Genomic DNA, 22,004 nt, shown 5'->3' with positions numbered 1-22,004 from the left:
TTGCCATCCGCGCGATTGGCGGAAAGAGATCGTCATTGGACGTTGTAGAGCTTTACCAAGACAAAGCGTCAGCGGGAGGCAGGCGTCTACGGCCTGCCTCTTAGCTAGGCTGCATTTGCTGAGGGGTCAAGCCCCGGGGCTATGACGCCGCCGTACTGAGGTCGGGCGACCGGGCAGCGACAGCTTGGCATCACCACGGGGGCTGCGGGCGATTACCTTGCCCTTTGCCACCACCGCCAGACGGGCGGGGCGCAAACGGACGGCCTCGGTGGGATTGGCGGCGTCCAGCACCACCAAAGAGGCCTGCGCGCCGCGCTTGAGCCCGTAGTCCTGCGCACCGGTGATCTGGGCGTTGGTCTCGGTCACCATGGTGAAACAGCGGGCCATTTCATCCGGGTGGGTCATCTGCGCCACATGTAGCCCCATAAAGGCCACGTCCAGCATGTCGCCGGTGCCCAGAGAGTACCAGGGATCGCGCACGCAGTCCTGCCCCCAACCAACCGGGATGCCAAGCGCCTGCATTTCCTTCACCCGTGTCAATCCACGCCGTTTGGGATAGCTGTCATGGCGGCCCTGCAAAACGATGTTGATCAGCGGGTTGGGGATGGCAGAGATCCCGGCCTCGGCGATCAGCGGCAGCAGTTTGGAGACGTAGTAATTGTCCATCGAATGCATCGAGGTCAGATGTGACCCGGCAACCCGTCCTTGCAGTCCCAGCCGCTGAGCCTCATAGGCGAGGGTCTCGATATGGCGCGACAGGGGATCATCGCTCTCGTCGCAGTGTATATCCACCATCAGGCCACGCTGGGCAGCGATCTCGCATAGATCGCGTAGCGAAGCGGCACCATCGGCCATGGTGCGCTCAAAATGCGGGATGCCACCGACAACCTCGACGCCCATATCCAGTGCGCGCAGCAGGTTTTCCCGCCCCGTGGGGCTGCGGTATAACCCGTCTTGTGGGAAGGCGACCAATTGCAGGTCGATGTAGTCTTTCACCTTATCGCGCACCTCCAGCATGGCGGTGACGGTGTTGAGGTGATCCGGCGTGGTGTCTACATGGCTGCGGATGGTCAACAGGCCGAGGCTGGCAGCCCAGTCACAATAGGTCAGGGCCCGCTCGACCATCTCGTCAACCGATGTCTGATCGCGCAGCTCTCCCCACAGCGAGATGCCTTCCAGCAGGGTGCCAGAGGCATTCACCCGTGGCAGCCCATAAGACAGCGTTGCATCCAGATGGAAATGTGGATCGACAAAGGGCGGCGCCACCAGATCGCCCGTCGCGTCGATCACCTCTTGCGCCTGCGCCTCGATCTTTGGCTCGATGGCGGCAATCCGGTCGCCTGTGATGGCAATATCGCGCTGGGCGCCGTCGGGCAGGGTGCCACCCTTGATCAGCAGGTCAAACATCATCTCTCTCCCTTGTTGAAGGGCACCATCAGCGCCGCTGGGATCTCGGCGCGGCGTGACATCACCACCAGGGCCAGAATGGACAGGAAATAGGGCAACATCAAAAAGACCTGATAGGGGACCACGGCGCCAATGCCGGTCTGTTGCAGGCGGATTTGCAGCGCATCAAAGGCGGCAAACAGAATGGCGCCCATCACCGCCTTGCCGGGTTTCCAGGCGCCAAAGACCACCAGTGCAATACAGATCCAGCCGCGCCCGTTCACCATATCGAAAAAGAAGCTGTCAAAGGCCGAAAGGGTCAAAAACGCACCGCCCACAGCCATAAAGCCAGAGCCAACAATCACCGCCCCCATGCGGATTGCGGTCACCGACAGGCCCTGTGCGGCCACGGCAGCGGGGTTCTCTCCGGCGGCGCGCACTGCCAGCCCCAGCGGGGTACGGTAGAGCACCAGCGCCGTCAGCGCCGCAAGGATAAACCCGGCATAGGTCAGCGGCGTTTGCGAAAACAGCGCCGGGCCAACCAGCGGCAGATCCGACAGCAGTGGAATTTCATAGGGTTGAAAGGCGGTGATTTTGGGCGGCGATGACACCTCGGGCAGCACCACGCGATAGGTGTAGAAGGTCAGCGAGGTCGCCAGCAGTGTCAGGCCAATGCCCACCACATGTTGCGAGAGCCCAAAGGGCACGCTGAGGATGGAATGCACCAGCCCCAGCATCATGCCGGTGAGCATCGCCACCGCCACACCGCCCCACAGCGGCAGGCCCGCCCAGACCGCAATCCAGCCGGCAAAGGCGCCGGCCACCATGATGCCCTCAATGCCAAGGTTCAGCACCCCGGCGCGCTCGCAGATCAGCTCGCCCAGGGTGGCAAAGATTAGCGGCGAGGCAATGCGGATGGCGGCGGCCCAGAAACTGGCAGAGAGCAGAATATCGAACAGATCCATATCAGTCTCTCCGCACACGGAATTTGGTCAGCAGGATCGCCAGCACCATGAACAACAGGGCCGAGGCCAGCATGATATCGGCAATATAGCTGGGTACGCCAACGGCGCGGCTCATGCTGTCGGCGCCCACGAAAATGGCAGCGACAAACAGCGCCGCCACCACCACACCCAGGGGATGCAGCAGCGCCAGCATGGCAACCACGATGCCGGTATAGCCAAAGCCGGGCGACAGATCGAGCGTCAGCGCGCCTTTCAGGCCCGAGACCTCGGAGAAACCCGCAAGCCCCGCCAGGCCGCCAGACAGCAGCGCAGTTTTCAGGATGACGCGGGTGACGGGAATGCCGGCAAACCCCGCGGCCTCGGCATTTTGGCCCACCGCGCGCATCTCATATCCCAGCGTGGTGCGGGTGTTGATCACCCAGACCACCAAGGCGGCGGCCAGCGCCAGGGCAAAGCCCCAATGTAGCCGCAAGCCGTCGACGATACGCGGCAGCCGGGCCTCTGGTGTCAGGCGGGCGGATTTCGGCCAGCCCATGCCCATGGGATCCTTCAGCGGCCCTTCGAGCAGGTAGGAAACAAACAGCAGGAAGATGAAGTTGAACAACAGGGTTGTCACCACCTCATCGACGCCCAGCCGGGTTTTCAGCAAGGCAGGCCCCAGCAGCAGCAAGGCGCCCGCCAGCATGGCGGCCAGAGCGCAGAGCGGCAGCATCAGATAGCTGGGCAGCCCCAGCGCACCGGTGCCAAGGATCACGGTCAGCACCGCCCCGGCATATAGCTGCGCCTCGGCACCGATGTTCCACAGTTTGGCGCGAAAGGCGACGGCAATGGCCAGCCCGGTAAAGATCAGCGGCGTGGCGCTGTTGAGGGTCTCCAGCAGGGCAAATTTCGAGCCAAAGGCGCCTTTCAGGATCAGGCCAAAGACCGCAAAGGGATTGCCCCCGGCCACCAGGGCCAACAGCGCGGCGACCAGAAAGGTCGCGGCAATGGCCAGCGCAGGCGGCACAATCCGCCGCGCCGGGCTGGGGGAGGCAATAGGTTCAAGCCGCATCAGGGGCCTCCGTGTCAAACCCATGGCCGGCCATCCAGGCGCCCAGCTCTTCGGGGCGCTTGGTGCCACGGGCAAAACCTGGGCTAAGCCGCCCTTCAGAAATCACGTGAATCACATCGGAAAGCTGCATGATTTCATCCAGATCCTCCGAGATGAGCAAGACAGCCGCGCCGCGATCACGGGCCTTGGCCAGTTCGCCATGCACATAGTTCACCGCGCCAATATCCAGGCCGCGCACTGGCTGGTTGGCCAGAATGATCTGGGGGGCTTCTTCCAGCACGCGCCCCAGGATCAGCTTTTGCATATTGCCGCCCGACAGCAGGCGAATGCGAATGTCGGGGCCGGGGCAGCGCACATCATAGGTTTTGATCAGATCCTTGGTAAAGGCGCGGGCGGCAGCCCAGTTCATCCAGCCACGACGGCTGAACCGGCTGGCATAGGTTTCCAGAATGGCGTTCTCGGTGAGGTCAAAATCGGCGATGGTGCCGGTTTTGTGCCGGTCTTCGGGGATGCGGGCGATGCCATTTGCGATGGCGGTGCGGGGGGACCAGTTTTTCACCAGCTTCCCCGCCAGTTGCATGTCGCCACGCGCCGGGCTGATCAAGCCAGAGAGCAGATCAGACAGCGCCGCCTGCCCATTGCCGGAAACACCGGCAAGCCCGGTGATCTGCCCCGCCGCTAGGTCGAGGGTGAGCGATTTCAGCCCCGGTGCCGCGCCGTGATCCGGGGTGCAGACCCGGCGCAGGGACAACAGGGGCGCGCCGGGTGCGCGGTTTTCAATGCTGGGCGCGGTGACTTCCGCCCCCACCATCAGCGCCGCCAGTTCTTCGCGGTTGGTGGCATCGGTGGCGCGTTCCGCTACCAACCTGCCATGCCGCAGCACAACAACACGGTGCGAGATCGCCATGACCTCGTGCAGCTTGTGACTGATGAAGATCACCGACAGGCCGGTGGAAATCGCCTCGCGTAGGGTGGCAAACAGCGCCTCGGCCTCTTGCGGGGTCAGTACCGCGGTGGGCTCGTCCAGGATCAGGATTTTGGCGTCGCGGTACAGTGCCTTGAGGATCTCGACCCGCTGGCGTTCGCCCACCGTCAGGCGGCCAACCTTGGCATTTTGGTCCACTTTCAGATGAAACTGTTGCGACAGGGCGCGAATGCGGGATTTGACCTGTCGGGGTTTCAGCGACAGCCCAGCGAGGTGATCAACGCCCAGAACGATATTTTCCCAGACCGTCAGGTTATCGGCCAGGGTGAAATGCTGATGCACCATGCCGACGCCCGCATCCAGTGCCGCACGGGGCGCACCAGGGGGCAGCGGCTGGCCAAACAGCTCAACCGATCCGGCGTCGGCGGTATATTGGCCAAACAGGATATTCATCAGCGTGGTCTTGCCCGCGCCATTTTCGCCCAAAAGCGCGATGACTTCACCGCGATGCAAATCAAAGCTCACCTCTTCATTGGCCGTGACCGGACCAAATCGTTTGGTAATGCCTTGAAGGCGCAGGACAACCTGCGCCTTTGTTACTGTGGTCATGCGATCAGGCCCAGATCAAGAAGACTTGGGCTCTTCGTCGTTGATGGCAACAGTATAGGAGCCATCCTTGATCGCCGCAGTGCGGGTGGCAATGAGATCAAGTGCTGCCTGCGGGATCTTGCCTTCAAAGGTGCCATAGGGCGCCAGGGAACAGCCGCCTTTGGCCATAAAGGAATAGATGCCGTAGTCTTTGGCGGTGAAGCTGCCGGCCTGCACAGCGGCAATGGCGGCGTCCAGGGTGGGCTCAAAATGCCAGATCGCCGAGGCCACGACCGTGTCCGGGTAGTCAGACTGAGTGTCGATCACGTTGCCAATGGCCAGGAGGCCTTTTTCCTTGGCCGCATCCGAGACGCCAAAGCGTTCAGCATAAAGCACATCGGCGCCATTTTCAGCCATGGCAAAGGCGGTTTCCTTGGCCTTGGGGGGATCAAACCAGGAGCCGATAAAGGAGACCTGGAACTTCATCTCCGGGTTCATTTCCTGGGCGCCGGCCATGAAGGCATGCATCAGGCGGTTCACTTCCGGGATCGGAAAGCCCCCAACCATGCCGATATTGCCGGATTTGGACATTGCCCCGGCGATGATACCCGACAGGTAGGCGGCATCCTGAATGTAGTTGTCAAAGACCGACAGGTTGGGCACGGCGGCGTCTTCTTTGAAGGAGGAGCCCATCAGGAAGGCAACATCCGGGTAGTCCGCCATGACTTCACGCGCCTCGGCCTCGACGCCAAAAATCTCACCGATGATCATCTTGTAGCCGCTCTCGGCATATTCGCGCATCACGCGGGCATAGTCAGAGTTCGAGGTGTTTTCGGAATAGCTGTAGCTGATGTCGCCGCGATCCTGCGCCACCAGCGCGGCCACATGGATGCGGCTTACCCATTGCTGTTCAACCGGGACGGTATAGATGCCGGCCACTTTGATGGGCTCTGCTGCCAGGAGTTTAGCAGGGGAGAGTGCGGCACCGGCTGTGAGGGCGAGCGCTGCGCTGCTGGCTAGAAAATGACGGCGTGACGGCGCGCCCAAAGTGGATTTGGTCATTAAAATTCCCCTGTGTTGAAAGGTCGACCCTTTGCAGATCTTGTCCAAAGGGTAAAAATTTCGCGCCGTTCTGGCAAGGGCGCATTTGCAGATTCGGTAGCATCTTGGGAAGGTTGATCAATTTTTGCACATCTCTGTACCCGGTTTGGCATTTTTGGTGTTTTGCAAAAGAATTTCACGCCGATGGCACCGGTAAAAATCTCCGTGGACGCCGGGTGGAGCGCATAGGGCCGCAACAGGTTCTTCAGCCGGGGCAGGTTTTGGCGGGGTTTGGTTTAACGGTAGGAATCCCCACGGAAAAAGGCCAGACTGCGAGCGACGGAAACCACCTGGTTTACCGTTTATACTTTGTTGCCCGCTTGGGGCCATGCCAGAGCCTGTCATAAAGGTAGCCGTAATGAATCTCCGCCCTCTTCTTGTCTTGCCGCCCCTTGCCCTAGGTATTCTGGGTTTTATCTGGATGACCACGCGCCCGGACCCGCAGGTTGGCGCGCCGCCCGAGGCCGAACTGGCGGTCCGCGTTCAGCCGGTGGTGCGCCGGGCGATCATCGTCCGCGCCGAGGGGTTTGGCCGGGTTCAGGCAGAACACAGCTGGGCGGCAATTTCTGAGGTGCAGGGCCGTGTTTTGACGGTGGCTGTGGGGTTGAACACCGGCAGCATCGTCGAAGCGGGCACTGTCCTGGTTGAGATCGACCAGACCGACAACGAGCTGTTGCGGCAAAAGACACTGGCCAATATTGCAGCCGTCGAGGCCGACCTGGCCGAACTTTCCCGCGAGGAAGAGAACGCGCAACGGCTGCTTTTGGTCGAGCAACGCATCCTGGAGGTGGCCCAGGCTGAACTGGCGCGGGTGACCGCCTTGCTGGACCGCGGGGCGGGAACACAAGCCACCGTGGATACGGCAGAAAAATCCTATCTGGCGCAGCAGACCTCGGTGACCAATCTGACCAATACGCTGTCGCTTTTCCCTGCCCGGCGCGATGCGCTCCTTGCGACTCTGGCGGTGCGGCAGGCTGAATTGGCCGAGGCTGAGCGGGCATTGGAGAAATCTGTTATCACCGCACCATTCCGGGGGCGGGTGGCCAGCAAGAGCATCGAAGTTGGGCAATTTGTCAGAACGGGGGACACGCTTTTGTCCCTGGACAGTACTGCCGCCGCCGAGGTGACGGCTGAAGTTCAGCCCAGCAGTTTTGGTCCCGTTGTCTTGTCAGGCGTTCAGGATCCGTTTGTGCAAAATAGCAGTTTTGATACCAGCCAATTCACCGAAGCCCTCCGCCGGGCCGGGGTGCGCGCCCATGTGGAGCTCTCGACCCCGGACCGGTTTGAGCCCTGGGAGGCCGAAATTGTGCGCCTGCGTGGCACGATGGATGCAGCGACAGGAACCATGGGAATTGTTGTCAGAGTTGCAGATCCGCTGGTGGCGGAACAGGGGCTGCGGCGGCCGCCGCTGCATACAGGCAGCTTTGTGCGGGTTGTCTTCTCCAGCGCGCCCAAGCCGGACAGCGTTGCGATCCCCCGCCATGCGCTGCACATGAGTGATGACGGTAAGCCCTTTGTCTATCTGGCCGACCAGGAAAACCGACTGGCCATCCGTGAGGTGCTGCCAGGGCATGTCATTGGCAGCGAGGTGACCATCCAGTCTGGCTTGACCGGCGGCGAGAGCCTGGTGCTGGGCCTGCCCAGCCCGCCTGTTCCGGGTATGAAGCTGGCATTGGTGCCGGTTTTTGCTGCGGCGGAAGGCAATTGACATGATCCCTTATTTTGTGCGCCACCCGGTTGCCTCAAACCTGATCATGGCGCTGCTTTGCATTCTGGGGATTGGTGTCCTCAGCAGTCTGGAGCGCGAGACCTTCCCCGAGTTCACCGCCTCAACCGTGGCGGCCAGAGTTGTCTATGCCGGCGCCTCGGCGCGGGATGTGGACGAGGAAATCTGCACACCGCTGGAAGCGGCGCTCACCGGCACCTCCGGAATGACCGAGCTCACCTGCCTGTCGGTTGACGGTATGGCGACCGCCACCGCCGAGCTGGAGGAGGGCGGCGATCTGACGCTGTTTTTCAACGATGTCTTTTCGGCGGTCTCCAGCATCAATGATTTCCCCCTGAATGCTGAAACTCCCACGGTGGAAATTCAGGCACGCAGCGATCTGGTGGCCCTGGTGGCGGTCTCCGGGATTTCTGGCAAACAGGGGTTGATAGAATATGCCGATCAGCTGGCGGATCGTCTGCGCGGGTTGCCCGGTGTGGCTGAGATCGCGGTTTCGGGCATTACCGACCGCGAGCTGCAAGTGGTGTTTGATCAGGGCGCGCTGCACCGGTTTGGCCTGTCACCGCGCAATATCGTTGATGCGATCAAGGCCCGAAGCCTGAGCCAACCACTTGGCAGTGCCGATCTGGACGAAAACAGCCTGGTGCTGCGCTACGCAGATACCCGTCGTTCGGTTGCCGATCTCGAAGATCTGATCGTCTTGCAAAACGACTCTGGCAGCTTTGTCCGGCTCAGCGATCTGGCCGAGGTGCGGATGATGGATACCGACGACAATATCGCCTCGTATATTGATGGCGATCAGGCGGCGATCATTTCGGTGTCCAAATCCAAGAACACCGACAGTATCCGGGTGTTTGAGGCGGTGGATCAGATCCTCAGCGCCGAACGGGCGGCCAATCCCGATCCGTTTCGGATCACCGTGACCAACAACATGACCGAGCTGGTAGAGGAACGGCTGAACCTGATTTCGGAAAATATCGCCGTTGGTCTGGTTCTGGTGTTTCTGACCATGTGGCTGTTCTTTTCCCTGAACGAGGCCCTGTGGATTTCAGCGGCCCTGCCGGTTTCCTTTCTGGGAACCTTGTTTGTGATGAGCCTGCTGGGGATCACCATCAACATGATTTCCCTGGTGGCGCTGCTGATGGCGGTTGGGCTGATCATGGATGATTCCATCGTGATTGCGGAAAACATCGACAAATGGCGCACCCGTGTTGGTCCGACCGAGGCCGCGTCCCGTGGCGCGCTGGAAGTCTTGCCCGGTGTGTCGTCGTCCTTTCTGACAACCGCCTGCGTGTTTGGCCCCTTGCTGTTTGTTGCGGGCGACATGGGGCAGATCCTGCGGTTTATCCCGATGGTGCTGCTGATCACCCTGGCGATATCGCTGTTTGAGGGTTTTTTCATTCTGCCGCATCACCTGAGCCATGGGAGACTTGCAAAGCAAACAGTTCACAAGACCCGTTTGGCCGAACGGGGCCTGAACTGGATCAAAGAGCGCTGTGTCTTGCCAATTGCCGCCTGGCTGGTGTCCTGGCGCTATATGACATTGGGGTCGGTCTTTGCTGTCTTGATCCTGTCGATCAGCCTGATTGCGTCCGGTACGGTCAAGATGATCGGCTTTCCCTCCACCGAAAGCGACACCCTGACGATCCGTTTTTCGCTGACTTCCGGGATCAACCGCGCGCGCACTGTCGCGACCGTTGAGCAATTGCTGGAGGGGCTGCGCCAGGTGGATGCGGAGCTTACCCCCAAAACCCAAGGAGGCGCGCCCTTGGTGGAGCGGATCTTGGTGCGTTACGCGGTCAACAGCGAAGTCTATGACAATGGCTCCAACACCGCCACGATCACCGTCGATCTGCTCAGCAGCTCTGAACGCAATGTGAGCGCCGATGCGGTGCTTGAGGCCTGGAGATCGGCGGCGGGTCCAATCCCGGATCTGGTCCAGTCTTCATTTGCGCAGGCTGAACTGAGGCCGGGAGGCTTTGATCTGGATGTTGAACTCACCGGCTATGATCTGGAAGAGCTGGAGGCGGCCTCGACCGAGCTGCGCAATAATCTGCTGGCACGTTCTGATGTGGTTGAGGCCTTTCAGGATTTCTATGGCGGCCGACAGGAGGTGCAACTGGCGCTGAATGAATATGGCTATCTGGTTGGGCTGACGCCCCAGGCGGTCTCGGACCAGCTGCGCAGCGCCTTTCAGGGCACCGAGACGGACAGCTTCCGCTCCAACCAGTCCGATATGGCGGTGCGAGTCAAACTGGGGGACACAGTGGCCAATCTGGTTGAGCTGGAGCGCTTTCCCATCTTGGTGGCGGGCGGCAAGCTGGTGGCGCTGTCCACCGTCGCCGAGATAACCCTGTCGCAGGGCTATCCGACGATCACCCGCAAGAATGGCAAGGCGCTGGCACGAATTCGCGGAAAGATCGACACGGCCAATGTGACCTCGGCGCAGGTCTCGGCAGTGATCACCAAAGAGCTGGGCCCGGAGCTGCAAAAGCGCTTTCCCGGTGTCGAGATCGGCATTTCGGGGGCCACTGCCGAACAGGCCAAGTCGCAGGCTTCGATTATGAAACTCCTGCTGTTGGGGCTTGTGGGCGTCTTTATGGTTCTGGCCTTTCAGTTCCGGTCCTATTCGCTGCCGGTTGTGGTGATGTTGTCGATCCCCTTTGCACTGGTTGGCACCATTCTGGGCCATTGGGGAATGGGGTTGGATATGTCGATGCCCAGCCTCATCGGCTTTGCCTCGTTGGCCGGGATTGTGGTCAACAACGCGATTTTGTTCCTGACGTTTTTCCAGACCCACCTCGAGGGGGATGACTATGTCGCCGCCTCGCTGGATGCGGTGCGCGCCCGCTTCCGGCCAATCCTGCTGTCGACCTCGACCTCCATTGCGGGGCTGGTGCCAATCCTGTTTGAGACCAGCCCACAGGTGCAGACGCTGGTTCCCGTTGTGGTCTCGGTGGCCTTTGGCCTGTTGGCCTCGATGGTGTTGGTCCTGCTGGTTCTGCCGGCGCTGATTGCGGTCTATTTTGACGTGGTTGACGTGCGCAAATGGGTGGATCAATTCCAGCGCAGTGAGAATGTGTTCTGACCCAAACATAAAGGCGGCACCCGCAATGGAGGTGCCGCCTTTGGCCTTTCAGAGCCCCAGATCCGACAGGCCGGGGTGATCATCGGGGCGCCGCCCCAGCGGCCAGTGGAACTTGCGGTCGCTCTCCTTGATCGGCAGGTCATTGATGCAGGCAAAGCGGTTCTGCATCAGGCCGTTTTCAGCAAACTCCCAGTTTTCATTGCCGTAGGAGCGATACCAGTTGCCGCTGTCATCATGCCACTCATAGGCATAGCGCACGGCGATGCGGTTTTCAGTAAAGGCCCAAAGCTCCTTGATCAGCCGGTAGTCCAACTCGCGGATCCATTTTGCCTCCAGAAAAGCCTGGGCCTCGGCGCGGTTGCTGACAAAGGTGGCGCGGTTGCGCCATTTTGTATCCGGGGTATAGGCCAGGGCCACCTTGGCCGCGTCGCGGCTGTTCCAGCCGTCCTCGGCCAGGCGTACTTTGTCTATGGCGCTGTCTCGGGTGAAGGGCGGCAGGGGTGGGCGGGTATCCATGGTGAGCGTCCTTTTTGTGAAGTGAGAAGGGGAGGTGAGATCAGAGGTCGAGTTTCAGTGGTGCGCTGCCCTTGGCGGGGCGGGCACAACACAGCAGCGCCTTGCCGGGGGGGATCTCGGCTTGGGGCGGGCTGCGGTAGCTGACGCTGCCTTGGGTTATCCTGGTGGCGCAGCTGCCGCAGGCGCCGGACCGGCAGCTGAAACTGGGCGTCAGCCCCTGGGCCTCTGCCAATTCCAGCAAAGATCCGTCTTTGGCGCGCCATTTTGTTGCCCCTGCAAGACTGGCAAAGCTGACATCGGCCGCCTCTGCTTCGTCTTTGGCGGGGGGATCCGCTGGCAGGGAGGCGGCAGAGACATCGGGGGCGCGGCTCAGCGCGGCGGGGCCAAAGCTTTCGGCAAAGATCCGGGCATCCCGTACCCCAAGGCGACGCAGGCTGTCATAGATCCCCTGCATGAAGGGTGGCGGACCGCAGAGGAAGAAATCATAGTCGTCCAGCGCCAGCACCTGCCGCAGGGTGTCATCGCTGATCCGGCCGGTGCCGTTATACTCCACTCCGGGCTTTTCGCCCTCACCAGCGGTGGCAACAAGAGACAGGTAGCGGATCTGCCCCTGTGTCGCCTGCTGCAGGGCGCGGAACTCATCCGCAAAGGCGCGCTGGGCGCTGTCCTGGCTGGCATGGAGCACCGTGAGCGGACGCAGATGGCGGGTACGGATGGCTTCGCGCTGCACATGGTTGGCCATCGCAATCATCGGCGTAATGCCAACACCCCCGGCCAAAAGCACCGCCGGACGGGTTTCGGCGGGATCAATATAAAAGGCGCCACGCGGTGCTTTGACCTCGACAATATCGCCGGGCATGATCTGGTCATGCAACAGGCGCGACATCTGCCCCTGGTCTTCGCGTTTGACAGAGATCCGATAGTAGTGCTCGCCGGGGGCAGAAGAGACGGTGTAGCTCCGGCTCAGGATCTGACCGCTGGCTTGTCCCGGCCCCTGGGTCTTTGATCTGGCCCGCAGGGTGAGAAACTGACCGGCCTCAAACGACAACAGCGGCGCGGTATCGGCAGGTTCCAGATAGAAGGAGCGAATGACCGTGCTTTCCTGTTGCACGCGGGCCACCCGGAACTGGCGCCAGGCGTTGCGTCCCGCTTCCTGTTGGGCGCGGGCGGCGCGTTCCTCCCAGGTGTCTGCCATCAGCGAATGTGGGGAAAAGGCGCCCAGTTTGGCGCGAAACGGCAGCGCATCGCGCAGCCAAACCCCGTGATCCAGGGTGAAACGCCAGCCACGATCGGCACCGTGGAAGCCGCGCATTTCCGGCGCCTCTTTTGCCAGCAACTCGGTCCCGCCGGTGAGCATCAAAAGGTCGCCGGTTTCAAAATCGGGAAACACCAGCCCCGCCTTGGGGTTGAGCAGGAAATTCCCCAAGGTGTTGAAATAGTTGTTGCCGGGGAAATCGGGAATAATCAGGCTATTGCCATCAACCTGCACAAACCCTGGCCGCCCCCCCCGGTGGGAGACATCGACACCCTCAACGGTGGGATTGTCGCGGGCCGCAACCGCGCTGGCGACAAAAAAGACATCTGCCCCGGAAATCATCCGGCGCGCGGCGGCATCCAACTGGCGGAACCCGGCTGAGGCCCGCGCCGGGGTGCTGTCATCAGCTTGGCGCAGAAAGGTGATGTCGCGGTGTTGGATATACTGCGGACAATTGCCAAAGGACTGGTCCACCCGCAACTGCATCTGGCTTTCCCCCAGTGAGGAGATCCGCCCGTTCATCCGGTTGCGGCGACGGCTGTGCATCTCAATCCCAAGCACCCCCAGCGGCGCCTCAGGGTGCAGCGCACGTCGCACCGGATCTGACTCAGCGCCCTGCAAGGCAATGTTGAGGTGGCTTTTATCCGGGCTCTGGGCAAATCCGGGGGCGCCGGGAAACAGGCTGGCCCAGGGCCAACCCTCGGCATCCACGACTCCTACCACCACAAAGGGCAATTGCGCAAAAAACGCCCGGTGCTGCTCTGGCAGGTAGGGGCGGATCACCTTGCTGCCAAATTGCTCCATCCTCTCGCGGCTGCCGTTCTCGCTTTGCAATTGCCGCTCGCCGGCATGGAAGGGCGAGGCGGTTTGGATGTTGCCAATCTGGGCGGGGATGGCAGGGGGCATGGCGGATCTCGTCACGGTTGGTGGGGCGGGGCACGGGGGAAGCGGGAAGGAGAGCGCCTGTGCAGGCTGTCTGCGGGCTGTCTGCAGGCTGGATATATCCGGGGCGGGTGACCCGCCCCGGAGGCTATCGTGAGTGGGGCAGATCTAGGCCGCGGCGGAGAGACCAACCGGGGTGACGGGCATGGGTTTAAAGCCCTTCAGCCCTTCGATGTTGCTCAGCAGGCGGCGCACATTCGGGTAGGGCTCCAGCGAGATGTCGCCTTCGGGGGCATGGGCCACATAGGAGTAGATCGCCACATCCGCGATGGTGGGCGCGGTGCCGACCAGGAAGTCACGTCCTGTCAGATGGGCCTCCAGCTTGCCCAGAACGCGCGCGGCGATGGTTTTGCAGAAATCCGCATCCAGGGGCGCGTTAAAGACATTGATCAGACGCGCGGCGGCAGGACCAAAGGCCACTTCGCCGGCAGCCAGGGTCAGGAATTTCTGCACCTCGGCCTCGGCAACCGGATCGCTGGGCAGATAGGCAGGGGCATATTTGCGGGCAAGATAGACCAGGATGGCGTTGGAATCACTGATCACGGTATCGCCGTCTTCGATCACCGGCACCTGGCCGACGGGGTTCAGTGCCAGAAAGGCCTCTCCTTGTTGTTCACCTTTGGCCAGATCGACGGTGATGACCTCATGGGCGATGCCAGCCAAGCTGGCAAAAAGTTCAACCCGGTGACCGTGACCCGAGAGGGGGAAACTGTGGATGCGCAGAGTATTGGACATTGGAGGTACCTCAGAAGTTTACCGCTTATGCGGTGGGAGCGGGGAGCGGCTGGGTGGGGCCGCTGTTTCGGTGAGGAAGAGATACATTCAGAACGAACAGGTGATAATGCTCATTTTTGTGGAGTGAGTATGTACGCGGAGGCGATAATTGACTATCCAGAAGGGGCAGGACAGGAGCCGGGGGCCAAGCGATGGACACATTGGATTGCATGCGAACTTTTGTTGCGGTTGCAGCGCGGCATTCCTTTACGGGTGGGGCGCGCCAGATCGGCATCAGCACCAAACTGGCCAGCAAATATGTGGCCCGGCTGGAAGAACGCCTGGGCGCGCAGCTGTTTAACCGCACCACCCGTTCGGTCACCCTGACCGATACCGGCCAGGCCTATCTGGAGCGCTGCCTGCCGGTGTTGGACCAGATTGATGAGATGGAAGGGGTCATCCAGGAGCGCCAGTCCGAATTGGCCGGGCCAATCCGGCTCACTGCGCCCACGGGTTTTGGCAGCCGCGAGCTGGTGCAGGCGGTGACACCGTTTCAGCAAAGCCACCCCAAGGTGCAGATCGAAATGCTGCTGTCGGACTATCACGCACCCCTGGTTGAAGAGGGCATTGATCTGGCCATTCGCTTTGGCAAGCTGCAGGATTCGACTCTGGTGGCGCGTAAACTCTGCGATATGCGTCTGGTGGTGGTGGCGGCGCCGGATTATCTGGCACGTCACGGCGAGCCGGGCCACCCCAAGGCCCTGGCGACCCATAACTGCCTGATGCTGCAATCCTCGGCGCAGCCTGAGCGCTGGCGCTTCAACGAGGCAGGCAAAGTGACCTCTGTGCTGGTGAGCGGCAGCTTTCGGGCCAATTCTCCGCGCGCGGTGGCCCATATGGCAGCAGGTGGCCAGGGCATTGGCCGCTGCCCCTATTACACGGTGAAACCTTTGGTCGAAGCGGGGCGCCTGCAGTTGCTGTTTGCAGATCGCGAAGACGCGCCGCTGCCGCTCTATGTGGTCTATCCGCCAAGCCGCCACCTCACAGCGCGCATTCGGGCCTTGATCGAACATCTGGCCAAATGGTTCCAGTCAACCGAGCAGAACCTCTGGGGCCCGTGACTGGGCCGTGAGCGGGGCTGTGACTGGGGGCCGTGAGCGGGGCTGTGACTGGGGCCGTGAGCGGGGCCGTGACTGGGCTGTGACTGGGCCAGGATCAGGCTGTCCGTCCGGCTAGCCTGCGATCTCGCAGATAGGCTGTGCCGTGCTGAGATCGCTTTGAATACGGATAAAATCGCTTTGTGCCAGGCCAAGCACGGAGCAGTCCTGTGCCCATTGGCCGATCACCTGTCGCGGGGTGGTTACGGCGGCTGTCAGGGCCTCTTCCAGCGGAATATCGCAGTGGGTGACGAGCACGCGCAGCGCTGTGGTGAGGTCAAGATCCGCGCCCGCCAGAGTGCCATCCCCCAGGGTGAGCCGCCCGTTCTGGCGCAGGATCTGGCGGCCTTCCAGCTGGAACGAGGTGATCTCACTGCCTGCCGGGGCCATGGCGTCACTGACCAGGTAGATCTTGCCCCTGGGGCTGGGATTTCCCATCTTGGCAGCCCAGGCGGCGCGCAGCGTTGCAGGATGCACATGGATGCCATCGGCAATCAGCCCGGCATATAGCTGCGGATTGATGAGCGCCGCACCGGGCAGGCCGGGGGCGCGGTGGCCAAGCGGGCTCATGGCGTTGAACAGATGGGTGACACAGCTGACACCGGCCTCGGCATAGTTCATCGCCTGTTCATAGGGCGCATCCGTATGCCCCAGCGACAGGATCACCCCGGCACGGCGCAGCGCTCTGATCTGGTCCAGATTTACGCTTTCTGGCGCCAGGGTGACCATCAGCACCGGCAGGAGCTCTGCCGCTGCCAGAAGCACCTCCAGATCCGCCGGGGTCATCCTCCGGATCAAAGCCGCATCATGGGCGCCTTTGCGGCTCTGCGCCAGATGCGGCCCCTCCAGATGCAACCCGGCAATACCGGGCACTCCGGCGGTGAGGGCCTGCTGGGTGGTGGCGATGACCTGGGCGGTTTTCTGCGGTGTGTCGGTGATCAGCGTCGGCAGGATCTGCACCGCGCCTAGCCGCCGGTGCGCCCTGGCAATGCGCGCAAGCCCGGCACAGCTGGGCTCGGCGTTCAGCATGATGCCATCGCCGCCATTGACCTGCAGATCCAGATACCCGGGGCTGAGGATATCCCCGGCAAGATCTACATAGGGCGCATCTGCTGCGCGGGGGCTGCCCGGCGTCAGGCTGACCAGTTTCCCGGCCTCAAAACGGGCGCTCATGCCCTGTTGCAGGCTGTGGCCATCAAAGATCGGGCCACCTCCGTAAACGATGCTTTGCTGGCTCATGGTGAGGTCCTGGTGGCGGGATCTGCCACAGTAGGGGGGGCGGTGGCGAATTCCCGTGCCAGCGCCAGTGCCCCGGTCACAGGGTCGCCTTGGGGCGGTTGCAGCGCATCCTGCATCTGCCGGGGCAGATAGGCCTGGTACTGCGGCGCCAGACCGCCAGTGAGGCAGAGCGCATGACCGGCTGTCCAGCCGATCCGTGGCAGGGTATCGGCAAGGTAGCGCGCGCCCTGATGCATCAGATCAATGGCCAGCGTATCGCCCTGGCTGGCATGGCGGGTGACATCCCGGGCCAGTGCCCCCAATTCCATCGGGCTGGCCTGAGCGGCAAAGGCGACAATCCCGGCAGAGCCTGAAAACCTGGCGAGGAGCTGCGTGGCTAAGGGCGCGGCGGGCTCCAGGCCATCCACCATATCCAATGTGCGCGCCAGGGCCAGACGCCCCAGCCACTGCGCCGAGGCCTGATCGCCAAGCTGCTGTCCCCAGCCGCCAATAATGCGGCGCTCTCCCTTGATCTGACTGGCCAGAAAGGATCCGGTGCCGCAATGGGCAATTGCCCCCTCGGCCCGGCCAAGCGCCCCACGCAGAGCGGCGGGTCTGTCGTCTGCGATGCGGGTCCGGGTCAGGGGCAGGTGCTGCTGCAGCCGCTGGGCAATGTCAGCACTGACAACCCCGGCCAGGCCAACAAAGGCGGGGAGCTTGGCCAGTTGCGCCAGCGGCAGCTCTGCGCTGGCGCAAAGGCGCTCCAGCCCCAGATGGATCTGCGCCAGAGCCCCGTCAAAATCGCTGGAGACATTTGCAGGCCCGCTGTCGACCCGAATGACCTTACCGGCCCGCTCCAGCGCGAACCGGCAACGGGTTCCGCCGCCATCTATGGCAAGTATTCCGGTGGTTGGGCTCTGTTTCATGGGCACAGGTATAGGGGGCCGGCCAAAAGGGAGCCAGTCCCAGATTTTCCGCAGCGGGCCGCAGGGGGTCTAGCGGGACAAAATGGAGCGGACCTGGGTCAGGGAAATAGGCGCAGCGCATTGATTTGAAAGGGGAAATCTAGTGGGATCTTACAGAGGAAAAATGGTGGCGTGGGGGAGACTTGAACTCCCGACCTATCGATTATGAGTCGATCGCTCTAACCAACTGAGCTACCGCGCCATCTTCTGTGAGGGGCGATTTACGGAATGGCGCCTCTGGGGTCAAGGCGCAAATGCAGGGGAAACCGGCTTTCGGGAATGTTTTTTCACCTGCGCCGACAGTTTTTGGAGTTTTCAACCCGTTGTCAGGTGCTGGGCAGGGCCTGCAAAGTGGCGCGGATGAAGTCATTACACAGCGCCGGGGCGGTGATTGGCAACATATGCCCATGTTCCGGGGCGATTTGGCAGCTCAAACCATAGGTTTCCATTGTTTTGCCCTGAGACTGAGGGTCGAGGATGGCGTCCTCGGCCCCAAAGAGAATCGACCCTGGTGTGCTGAGCTCTTTTGCGTAGCGGGCGGCCTGGATCTCGATTGCCGGGTACAGAAAGGATGCATCCGCCGAGGCGGCGACAAAGCTCTCGGGGCGCAGCCCCAGGGCGCCACCAGCCTTGATCAGGAAATCATCCGGGCAGGTCTCGGGGGCAAAGATCTGTTGCAGAACCGGTTCTGCGGTGCGTTGTGCTGTAGGGACTGCCACAGTCTGGGCCATCAGGTGGCGCATGATGCTGGTATGGACAATCAACCCTTTAAAGGCCTCGGCCCCCTGCTGTGAGGGATGCGTCAGCGGTGCCAGCAGGGCCAGGCCGCGAATTTTCTCCGGGGCCTGCAGCGCCATGGCCAGCGAGACGGCGCCGCCCAGCGAGTGCCCCACCAGAACCGGCTGGTGGACCTGCAGCTTGTCCAGTACCTCCAGCAGGGTTTTTGCCTGTTCCGGCAGGCGCGCCATCGCATCACTGGCGCGGGTGGAATAGCCGCAGCCGGGCCGGTCCACTGCGATGACCCGGTGATCCTTGGCCAGGGCTTCGGCCAGGGCATAGGTAAAATGCTGCAATTGGCCGCTCAACCCGTGGATCAGCACCAGAGGTTGGGCATCGCGCGGACCGATGTCGATATAGTGGATTTTCCCCTGCACCGTGTTGCAGAACTGGCCGATGGGCGGCACCAATTGCCGTGCCTCGCGTGCCAGTTTGCGGGTTTTGAGATGCGAGGCCCCCATCAGCGCCGCAGGGGCAGCGAGGGCGATCAGGGCAAGACTGCTAAGGGCGGACATGGGAATACTCCGGTATAAAAACGGGGATCGCTAGGCAGGGGGGCGCTGTTCCAGAGCCTGAAGCTGTGGTCGCGGTAATCTGTCCAGCAGGGCAAAGACACGGGTGCGGCAGGCCTCTCCGGCCCAGGCGTCGGGGGAAAACCCTGTTGGCAGCACCGGGTGACGCAGGGCAATTCTGCGCCAGTGGTGCACGATCAGGGTGCGCAGGGTGGCAATCTGATCGGGGGACAGGTCGGTTGCGGGGGGCGGGATCTTGGCCAGAGCGTCAAGCAGGGATTGGCAGGCCTCGATCAGATCCTGCGGAAACAGCCGGGCCTGCAGCCAGTTGGGCACGGAAAACGCGGAGACCTGTGCCACAAATAGATCGTCCAGCCCGCCGGGAGCTGGCCCGCATCCCAGCGCAGTGCGGCGGTTGACCTGGGTGTATTGCGGCAGCAGCAGGGTTTCTTCCAGCGCGGCCTGGCCGCTGCCGTCCTCTGCGATCAGCAGATGCCAGGTCTGTGGCGGCTGCGGTGCGCGGGCGTAGATGCGCGGGGTCACGGCGGCGGATTGGTTGCGGCCAAACTCGGTCAGATAATGTACCGAGGCGCGCCCGGAGCGCGTGCTTTCGATCCAGCCGTCCTTGCGCAGACGGTGCAGCGCCACGCGGATCGCTTCGGGTTTGATCCCCATCGGGGTGATGATCTGGGTCAGGGTGGTGCCGCTGATCTGATCACCGGGTTTCTGCGCCAGATCGCCAAACAGCGAGACAATGATCGACCAGACCCGCAGGTTCTGCAGATCGGTAAGCTGGGCGATGCTCGCCTCAAAATCTAGGGAAAGTGCTGCTGTCATGACAACAGGATAGGCACTCCGGGCCAGTTAGACCAGCCCGGAGCGTAACGGTATTGCTGTTTCGGCGCCTTAGAAGGCGTTCATGGTCAGCAGTTCATATTCCGCAACTTTTTCATCGTCTTGATTGGTCAGGGTCACATGCCAGCGGACCTCGCCATATTCGTCGTTGCGGGGGGTCTTTTTCTTGACGCTGAGGCGAACCTTGATGCTGTCGCCTGCCGAAACCGGCTTCATGAAGCGCAGGTTGTCCAGGCCGGTATTGGCCAGAACGGGGCCTTCGTTGGGTTCGACAAACAGACCGGCGGCAAAGGAGAGCAGCAGATAGCCATGGGCGACGCGACCGGGGAAGAAGGGGTTTCGCTTGGCGGCGGCGTCATCCATATGGGCGTAGAAGGTATCGCCGGTGAAATTGGCAAAATGCTCGATATCTTCCAGCGTCACCTGGCGCGACGGGCTGTTAAGGGTCTCGCCAATTGCCAGTTCGCCAAATTTGCGGGTGAAGGGATGCGCAGGTGCTGTCACTTCGCTGCCACCGGGCACCCATTGTTCGCCAATGGCGGCGAGAATATCGGGGCTGCCCTGAATGGCGGTGCGCTGCATATAGTGTTTCACCCCGCGAATACCGCCGAGCTCCTCCCCGCCGCCAGCGCGACCGGGACCACCATGCACCATATGCGGCAGCGGCGAGCCATGGCCGGTGCTTTCCTGCATCGAGGCGCGGTTGTTGAAATAGATCCGCCCGTGATAGGCGCCCGATCCCAGGGCAACCGCGCGGGCCACCGCTGGATCATTGGTCATGCAGGAGGCCACCAGCGAGCCTTCGCCGCGGTTCGCCAGGGCTACGGCGTGGTCCAGATCGCGGTAGCCCATGACGGTGGACACCGGGCCAAAGGCCTCGGTGTCATGCACGCGCTGGGCCGCATCGGGATTTTCGCAGTGAAACAGCATCGGCGGCACAAAGGCGCCTTTTTCCGCATCGACGCCAGTCACGGTAAAATCATCGGGATCGCCGTAAACACGGGTGGCTTCGGTGGCCAGAATCGCCGCTTTTTCCAGCACGTCGCGTTTTTGGCTGTTCGAAACCAGCGCGCCCATGCGGGTGCTTTCCAGGCGGGGGTCACCAATGGTGGTTTTGGCCAGACGTGCCGACAGGGCCTCAATCACGGCCTCGGTCTGGGCCTCGGGCGTGATGATGCGGCGCACGGCGGTACATTTCTGCCCCGCCTTGGTGGTCATCTCGCGGCTGACTTCTTTGATGAAAAGGTCAAATTCCGGCGTGCCGGGGGTGGCATCCGGCCCCAGAATCGACGCGTTCAGGCTGTCCTGTTCCGCCACAAAGCGGATGGAGTTTTCCAGAATGACCGGGTTTTGACGCAGCTTCAGCGCGGTCTGGGCCGAGCCGGTAAAGCTGACCACATCCTGCAGGGTCAGATGGTCCAGCATATCGCCCAGGCCACCAGACACCAGCTGCAGCGCACCGGCGGGCAGGATGCCACTGTCGAGCATCAAGCGCACGGCCAGTTCCGTCACATAGCAGGTGGCGGTGGCGGGTTTGACGATGGCAGGCACGCCGGCCAGCAGGCTGGGGGCGAGTTTCTCCAACATGCCCCAGACCGGAAAGTTGAAGGCGTTGATATGCACCGCAACCCCCTGCAAAGGTGTGCAGATATGCTGGCCCAGGAAGGTGCCGTTGCGCGACAGTTGCTCAACCTCGCCATCCAGGTAGACCTTGGCGTCGGGCATTTCGCGCCGCCCCTTGGAGGCAAAGACAAACATGGTGCCGATGCCGCCGTCGATGTCGATCATATGGTCCGCCTGGGTGGCGCCTGTTTCAAAGCTCAGATCATAAAGCGCCTGTTTGTGCTGGCCCAGATGGGCCGCCAGCGCCTTGATCATGCGGGCGCGGTCATGAAAGGTCAGCGCGCGCAGGGCTGGGCCACCGGTGTCGCGGGCATAGGCCAGCATGACCTGCACATCCAGCGCGTCATTGCCGGCCTGCGCCAGCGGCGCACCGGTTATGGCACTGGCGATGTTGCGGGCACCGGCACCTGGGGCGATCCATTCACCTGCGGCAAAACTTGATACGTCTTGAAGGCTCATGTTCTGTCCTTTTCTTTCCTGATGGGGCGCTGTCGGCCCCTGGCCGGACAACACGCTGAGGCGGGGCCTCGTATTTGCTTTGAATGATATATTGACCGTCCGGTCGGTTTATGCAAGAAATTTGTCAAAGGGATTTGGCAGCGCGCTGGTTTTGGCTGGCGCAGGGGCTGTATGAGGGAGA

16 protein-coding genes and 1 tRNA gene are annotated in these 22,004 nt (G+C 61.9%); 3 read left to right on the top strand and 14 right to left on the bottom strand.

Annotation, left to right across the window (positions count from 1 at the left end):
- Positions 1-126: 126 nt before the first annotated feature.
- The 5 genes from ARCT_RS0118380 to ARCT_RS0118360 are packed head-to-tail and all read right to left on the bottom strand — an operon-like array spanning position 127 to position 5,977.
- Positions 127-1,407 carry an amidohydrolase family protein gene (locus ARCT_RS0118380; protein WP_027241383.1) on the bottom strand — a complete coding sequence of 427 codons (1,281 nt, stop codon included), beginning with the start codon at positions 1,405-1,407 and terminating at the stop codon, positions 127-129.
- On the bottom strand, positions 1,407-2,351 hold the full coding sequence (locus ARCT_RS0118375; protein WP_027241382.1) for an ABC transporter permease: 945 nt from the start codon (positions 2,349-2,351) through the stop codon (positions 1,407-1,409). Before ARCT_RS0118375 ends, ARCT_RS0118380 begins: the two co-directional genes overlap by 1 nt.
- A 1-nt stretch (position 2,352) precedes the next feature.
- Positions 2,353-3,402: an ABC transporter permease gene (locus ARCT_RS0118370; protein WP_027241381.1), complete on the bottom strand. Its 1,050-nt coding sequence runs from the start codon at positions 3,400-3,402 to the stop codon at positions 2,353-2,355.
- The gene (locus tag ARCT_RS0118365; protein ID WP_027241380.1) at positions 3,392-4,936 is read right to left on the bottom strand and encodes an ABC transporter ATP-binding protein; all 1,545 of its coding nucleotides are present in this window, start codon (positions 4,934-4,936) and stop codon (positions 3,392-3,394) included. The genes ARCT_RS0118370 and ARCT_RS0118365 overlap by 11 nt, the downstream gene beginning before the upstream one ends.
- Before the next feature lie 15 nt (positions 4,937-4,951).
- Positions 4,952-5,977 carry a BMP family protein gene (locus tag ARCT_RS0118360; protein WP_027241379.1) on the bottom strand — a complete coding sequence of 342 codons (1,026 nt, stop codon included), beginning with the start codon at positions 5,975-5,977 and terminating at the stop codon, positions 4,952-4,954.
- A gap of 460 nt (positions 5,978-6,437) precedes the next feature.
- On the opposite strand from ARCT_RS0118360, the gene ARCT_RS0118355 reads away from it, so the two are divergent.
- Entirely contained in the window at positions 6,438-7,724 is a 1,287-nt protein-coding gene (locus tag ARCT_RS0118355; RefSeq protein ID WP_161631335.1) for an efflux RND transporter periplasmic adaptor subunit, read from the top strand.
- A 1-nt stretch (position 7,725) separates the two neighbouring features.
- Complete coding sequence (locus ARCT_RS26495) at positions 7,726-10,830, top strand: efflux RND transporter permease subunit (RefSeq protein ID WP_051360877.1); 3,105 nt, start codon at positions 7,726-7,728, stop codon at positions 10,828-10,830.
- Between the two features lie 48 nt (positions 10,831-10,878).
- Here the strand turns inward: ARCT_RS26495 and ARCT_RS0118345 are convergent, their stop codons facing one another.
- From ARCT_RS0118345 to ARCT_RS0118335, 3 genes are all read right to left on the bottom strand, one after another.
- On the bottom strand, positions 10,879-11,346 hold the full coding sequence (locus ARCT_RS0118345; protein WP_027241377.1) for a nuclear transport factor 2 family protein: 468 nt from the start codon (positions 11,344-11,346) through the stop codon (positions 10,879-10,881).
- 40 nt (positions 11,347-11,386) lie between these two features.
- Positions 11,387-13,507, bottom strand: a complete 2,121-nt coding sequence (locus tag ARCT_RS0118340; RefSeq protein ID WP_051360875.1) for a 2Fe-2S iron-sulfur cluster-binding protein — start codon at positions 13,505-13,507, stop codon at positions 11,387-11,389.
- 144 nt (positions 13,508-13,651) lie between these two features.
- A complete protein-coding gene (locus tag ARCT_RS0118335; RefSeq protein ID WP_027241375.1) occupies positions 13,652-14,278 on the bottom strand; it encodes a glutathione S-transferase family protein in 627 nt (208 codons plus the stop codon).
- 209 nt (positions 14,279-14,487) lie between these two features.
- Here ARCT_RS0118335 and ARCT_RS0118330 point away from each other — a divergent pair, with 209 nt between their 5' ends.
- On the top strand, positions 14,488-15,378 hold the full coding sequence (locus ARCT_RS0118330) for a LysR family transcriptional regulator (RefSeq protein ID WP_240476338.1): 891 nt from the start codon (positions 14,488-14,490) through the stop codon (positions 15,376-15,378).
- A 111-nt stretch (positions 15,379-15,489) separates the two neighbouring features.
- On the opposite strand, the gene nagA is transcribed toward ARCT_RS0118330, so the two are convergent.
- From nagA to paaZ, 6 genes are all read right to left on the bottom strand, one after another.
- Positions 15,490-16,653 (bottom strand): N-acetylglucosamine-6-phosphate deacetylase, encoded by a 1,164-nt coding sequence (gene nagA / locus ARCT_RS0118325; RefSeq protein WP_027241373.1) that lies wholly within the window; start codon positions 16,651-16,653, stop codon positions 15,490-15,492.
- Entirely contained in the window at positions 16,650-17,558 is a 909-nt protein-coding gene (locus ARCT_RS26490) for a BadF/BadG/BcrA/BcrD ATPase family protein (protein WP_051360873.1), read from the bottom strand. Before ARCT_RS26490 ends, nagA begins: the two co-directional genes overlap by 4 nt.
- Positions 17,559-17,722: 164 nt before the next feature.
- Positions 17,723-17,799: transfer RNA gene (locus ARCT_RS0118315), tRNA-Met, on the bottom strand.
- Positions 17,800-17,923: 124 nt separating this feature from the next.
- Positions 17,924-18,889 carry an alpha/beta fold hydrolase gene (locus ARCT_RS0118310; RefSeq protein WP_027241372.1) on the bottom strand — a complete coding sequence of 322 codons (966 nt, stop codon included), beginning with the start codon at positions 18,887-18,889 and terminating at the stop codon, positions 17,924-17,926.
- Positions 18,890-18,919: 30 nt separating this feature from the next.
- The gene (locus tag ARCT_RS0118305; protein ID WP_027241371.1) at positions 18,920-19,723 is read right to left on the bottom strand and encodes a PaaX family transcriptional regulator C-terminal domain-containing protein; all 804 of its coding nucleotides are present in this window, start codon (positions 19,721-19,723) and stop codon (positions 18,920-18,922) included.
- A 69-nt stretch (positions 19,724-19,792) separates the two neighbouring features.
- Entirely contained in the window at positions 19,793-21,823 is a 2,031-nt protein-coding gene (paaZ, locus tag ARCT_RS0118300) for a phenylacetic acid degradation bifunctional protein PaaZ (protein ID WP_027241370.1), read from the bottom strand.
- Positions 21,824-22,004 lie beyond the last annotated feature (181 nt).

This window comes from Pseudophaeobacter arcticus DSM 23566, from assembly GCF_000473205.1.
Classification (GTDB): Bacteria; Pseudomonadota; Alphaproteobacteria; order Rhodobacterales; family Rhodobacteraceae; genus Pseudophaeobacter; species Pseudophaeobacter arcticus.
Note: the sequence above shows the minus strand (reverse complement) of the source record. Positions and strands in the feature narration are given on the sequence as shown.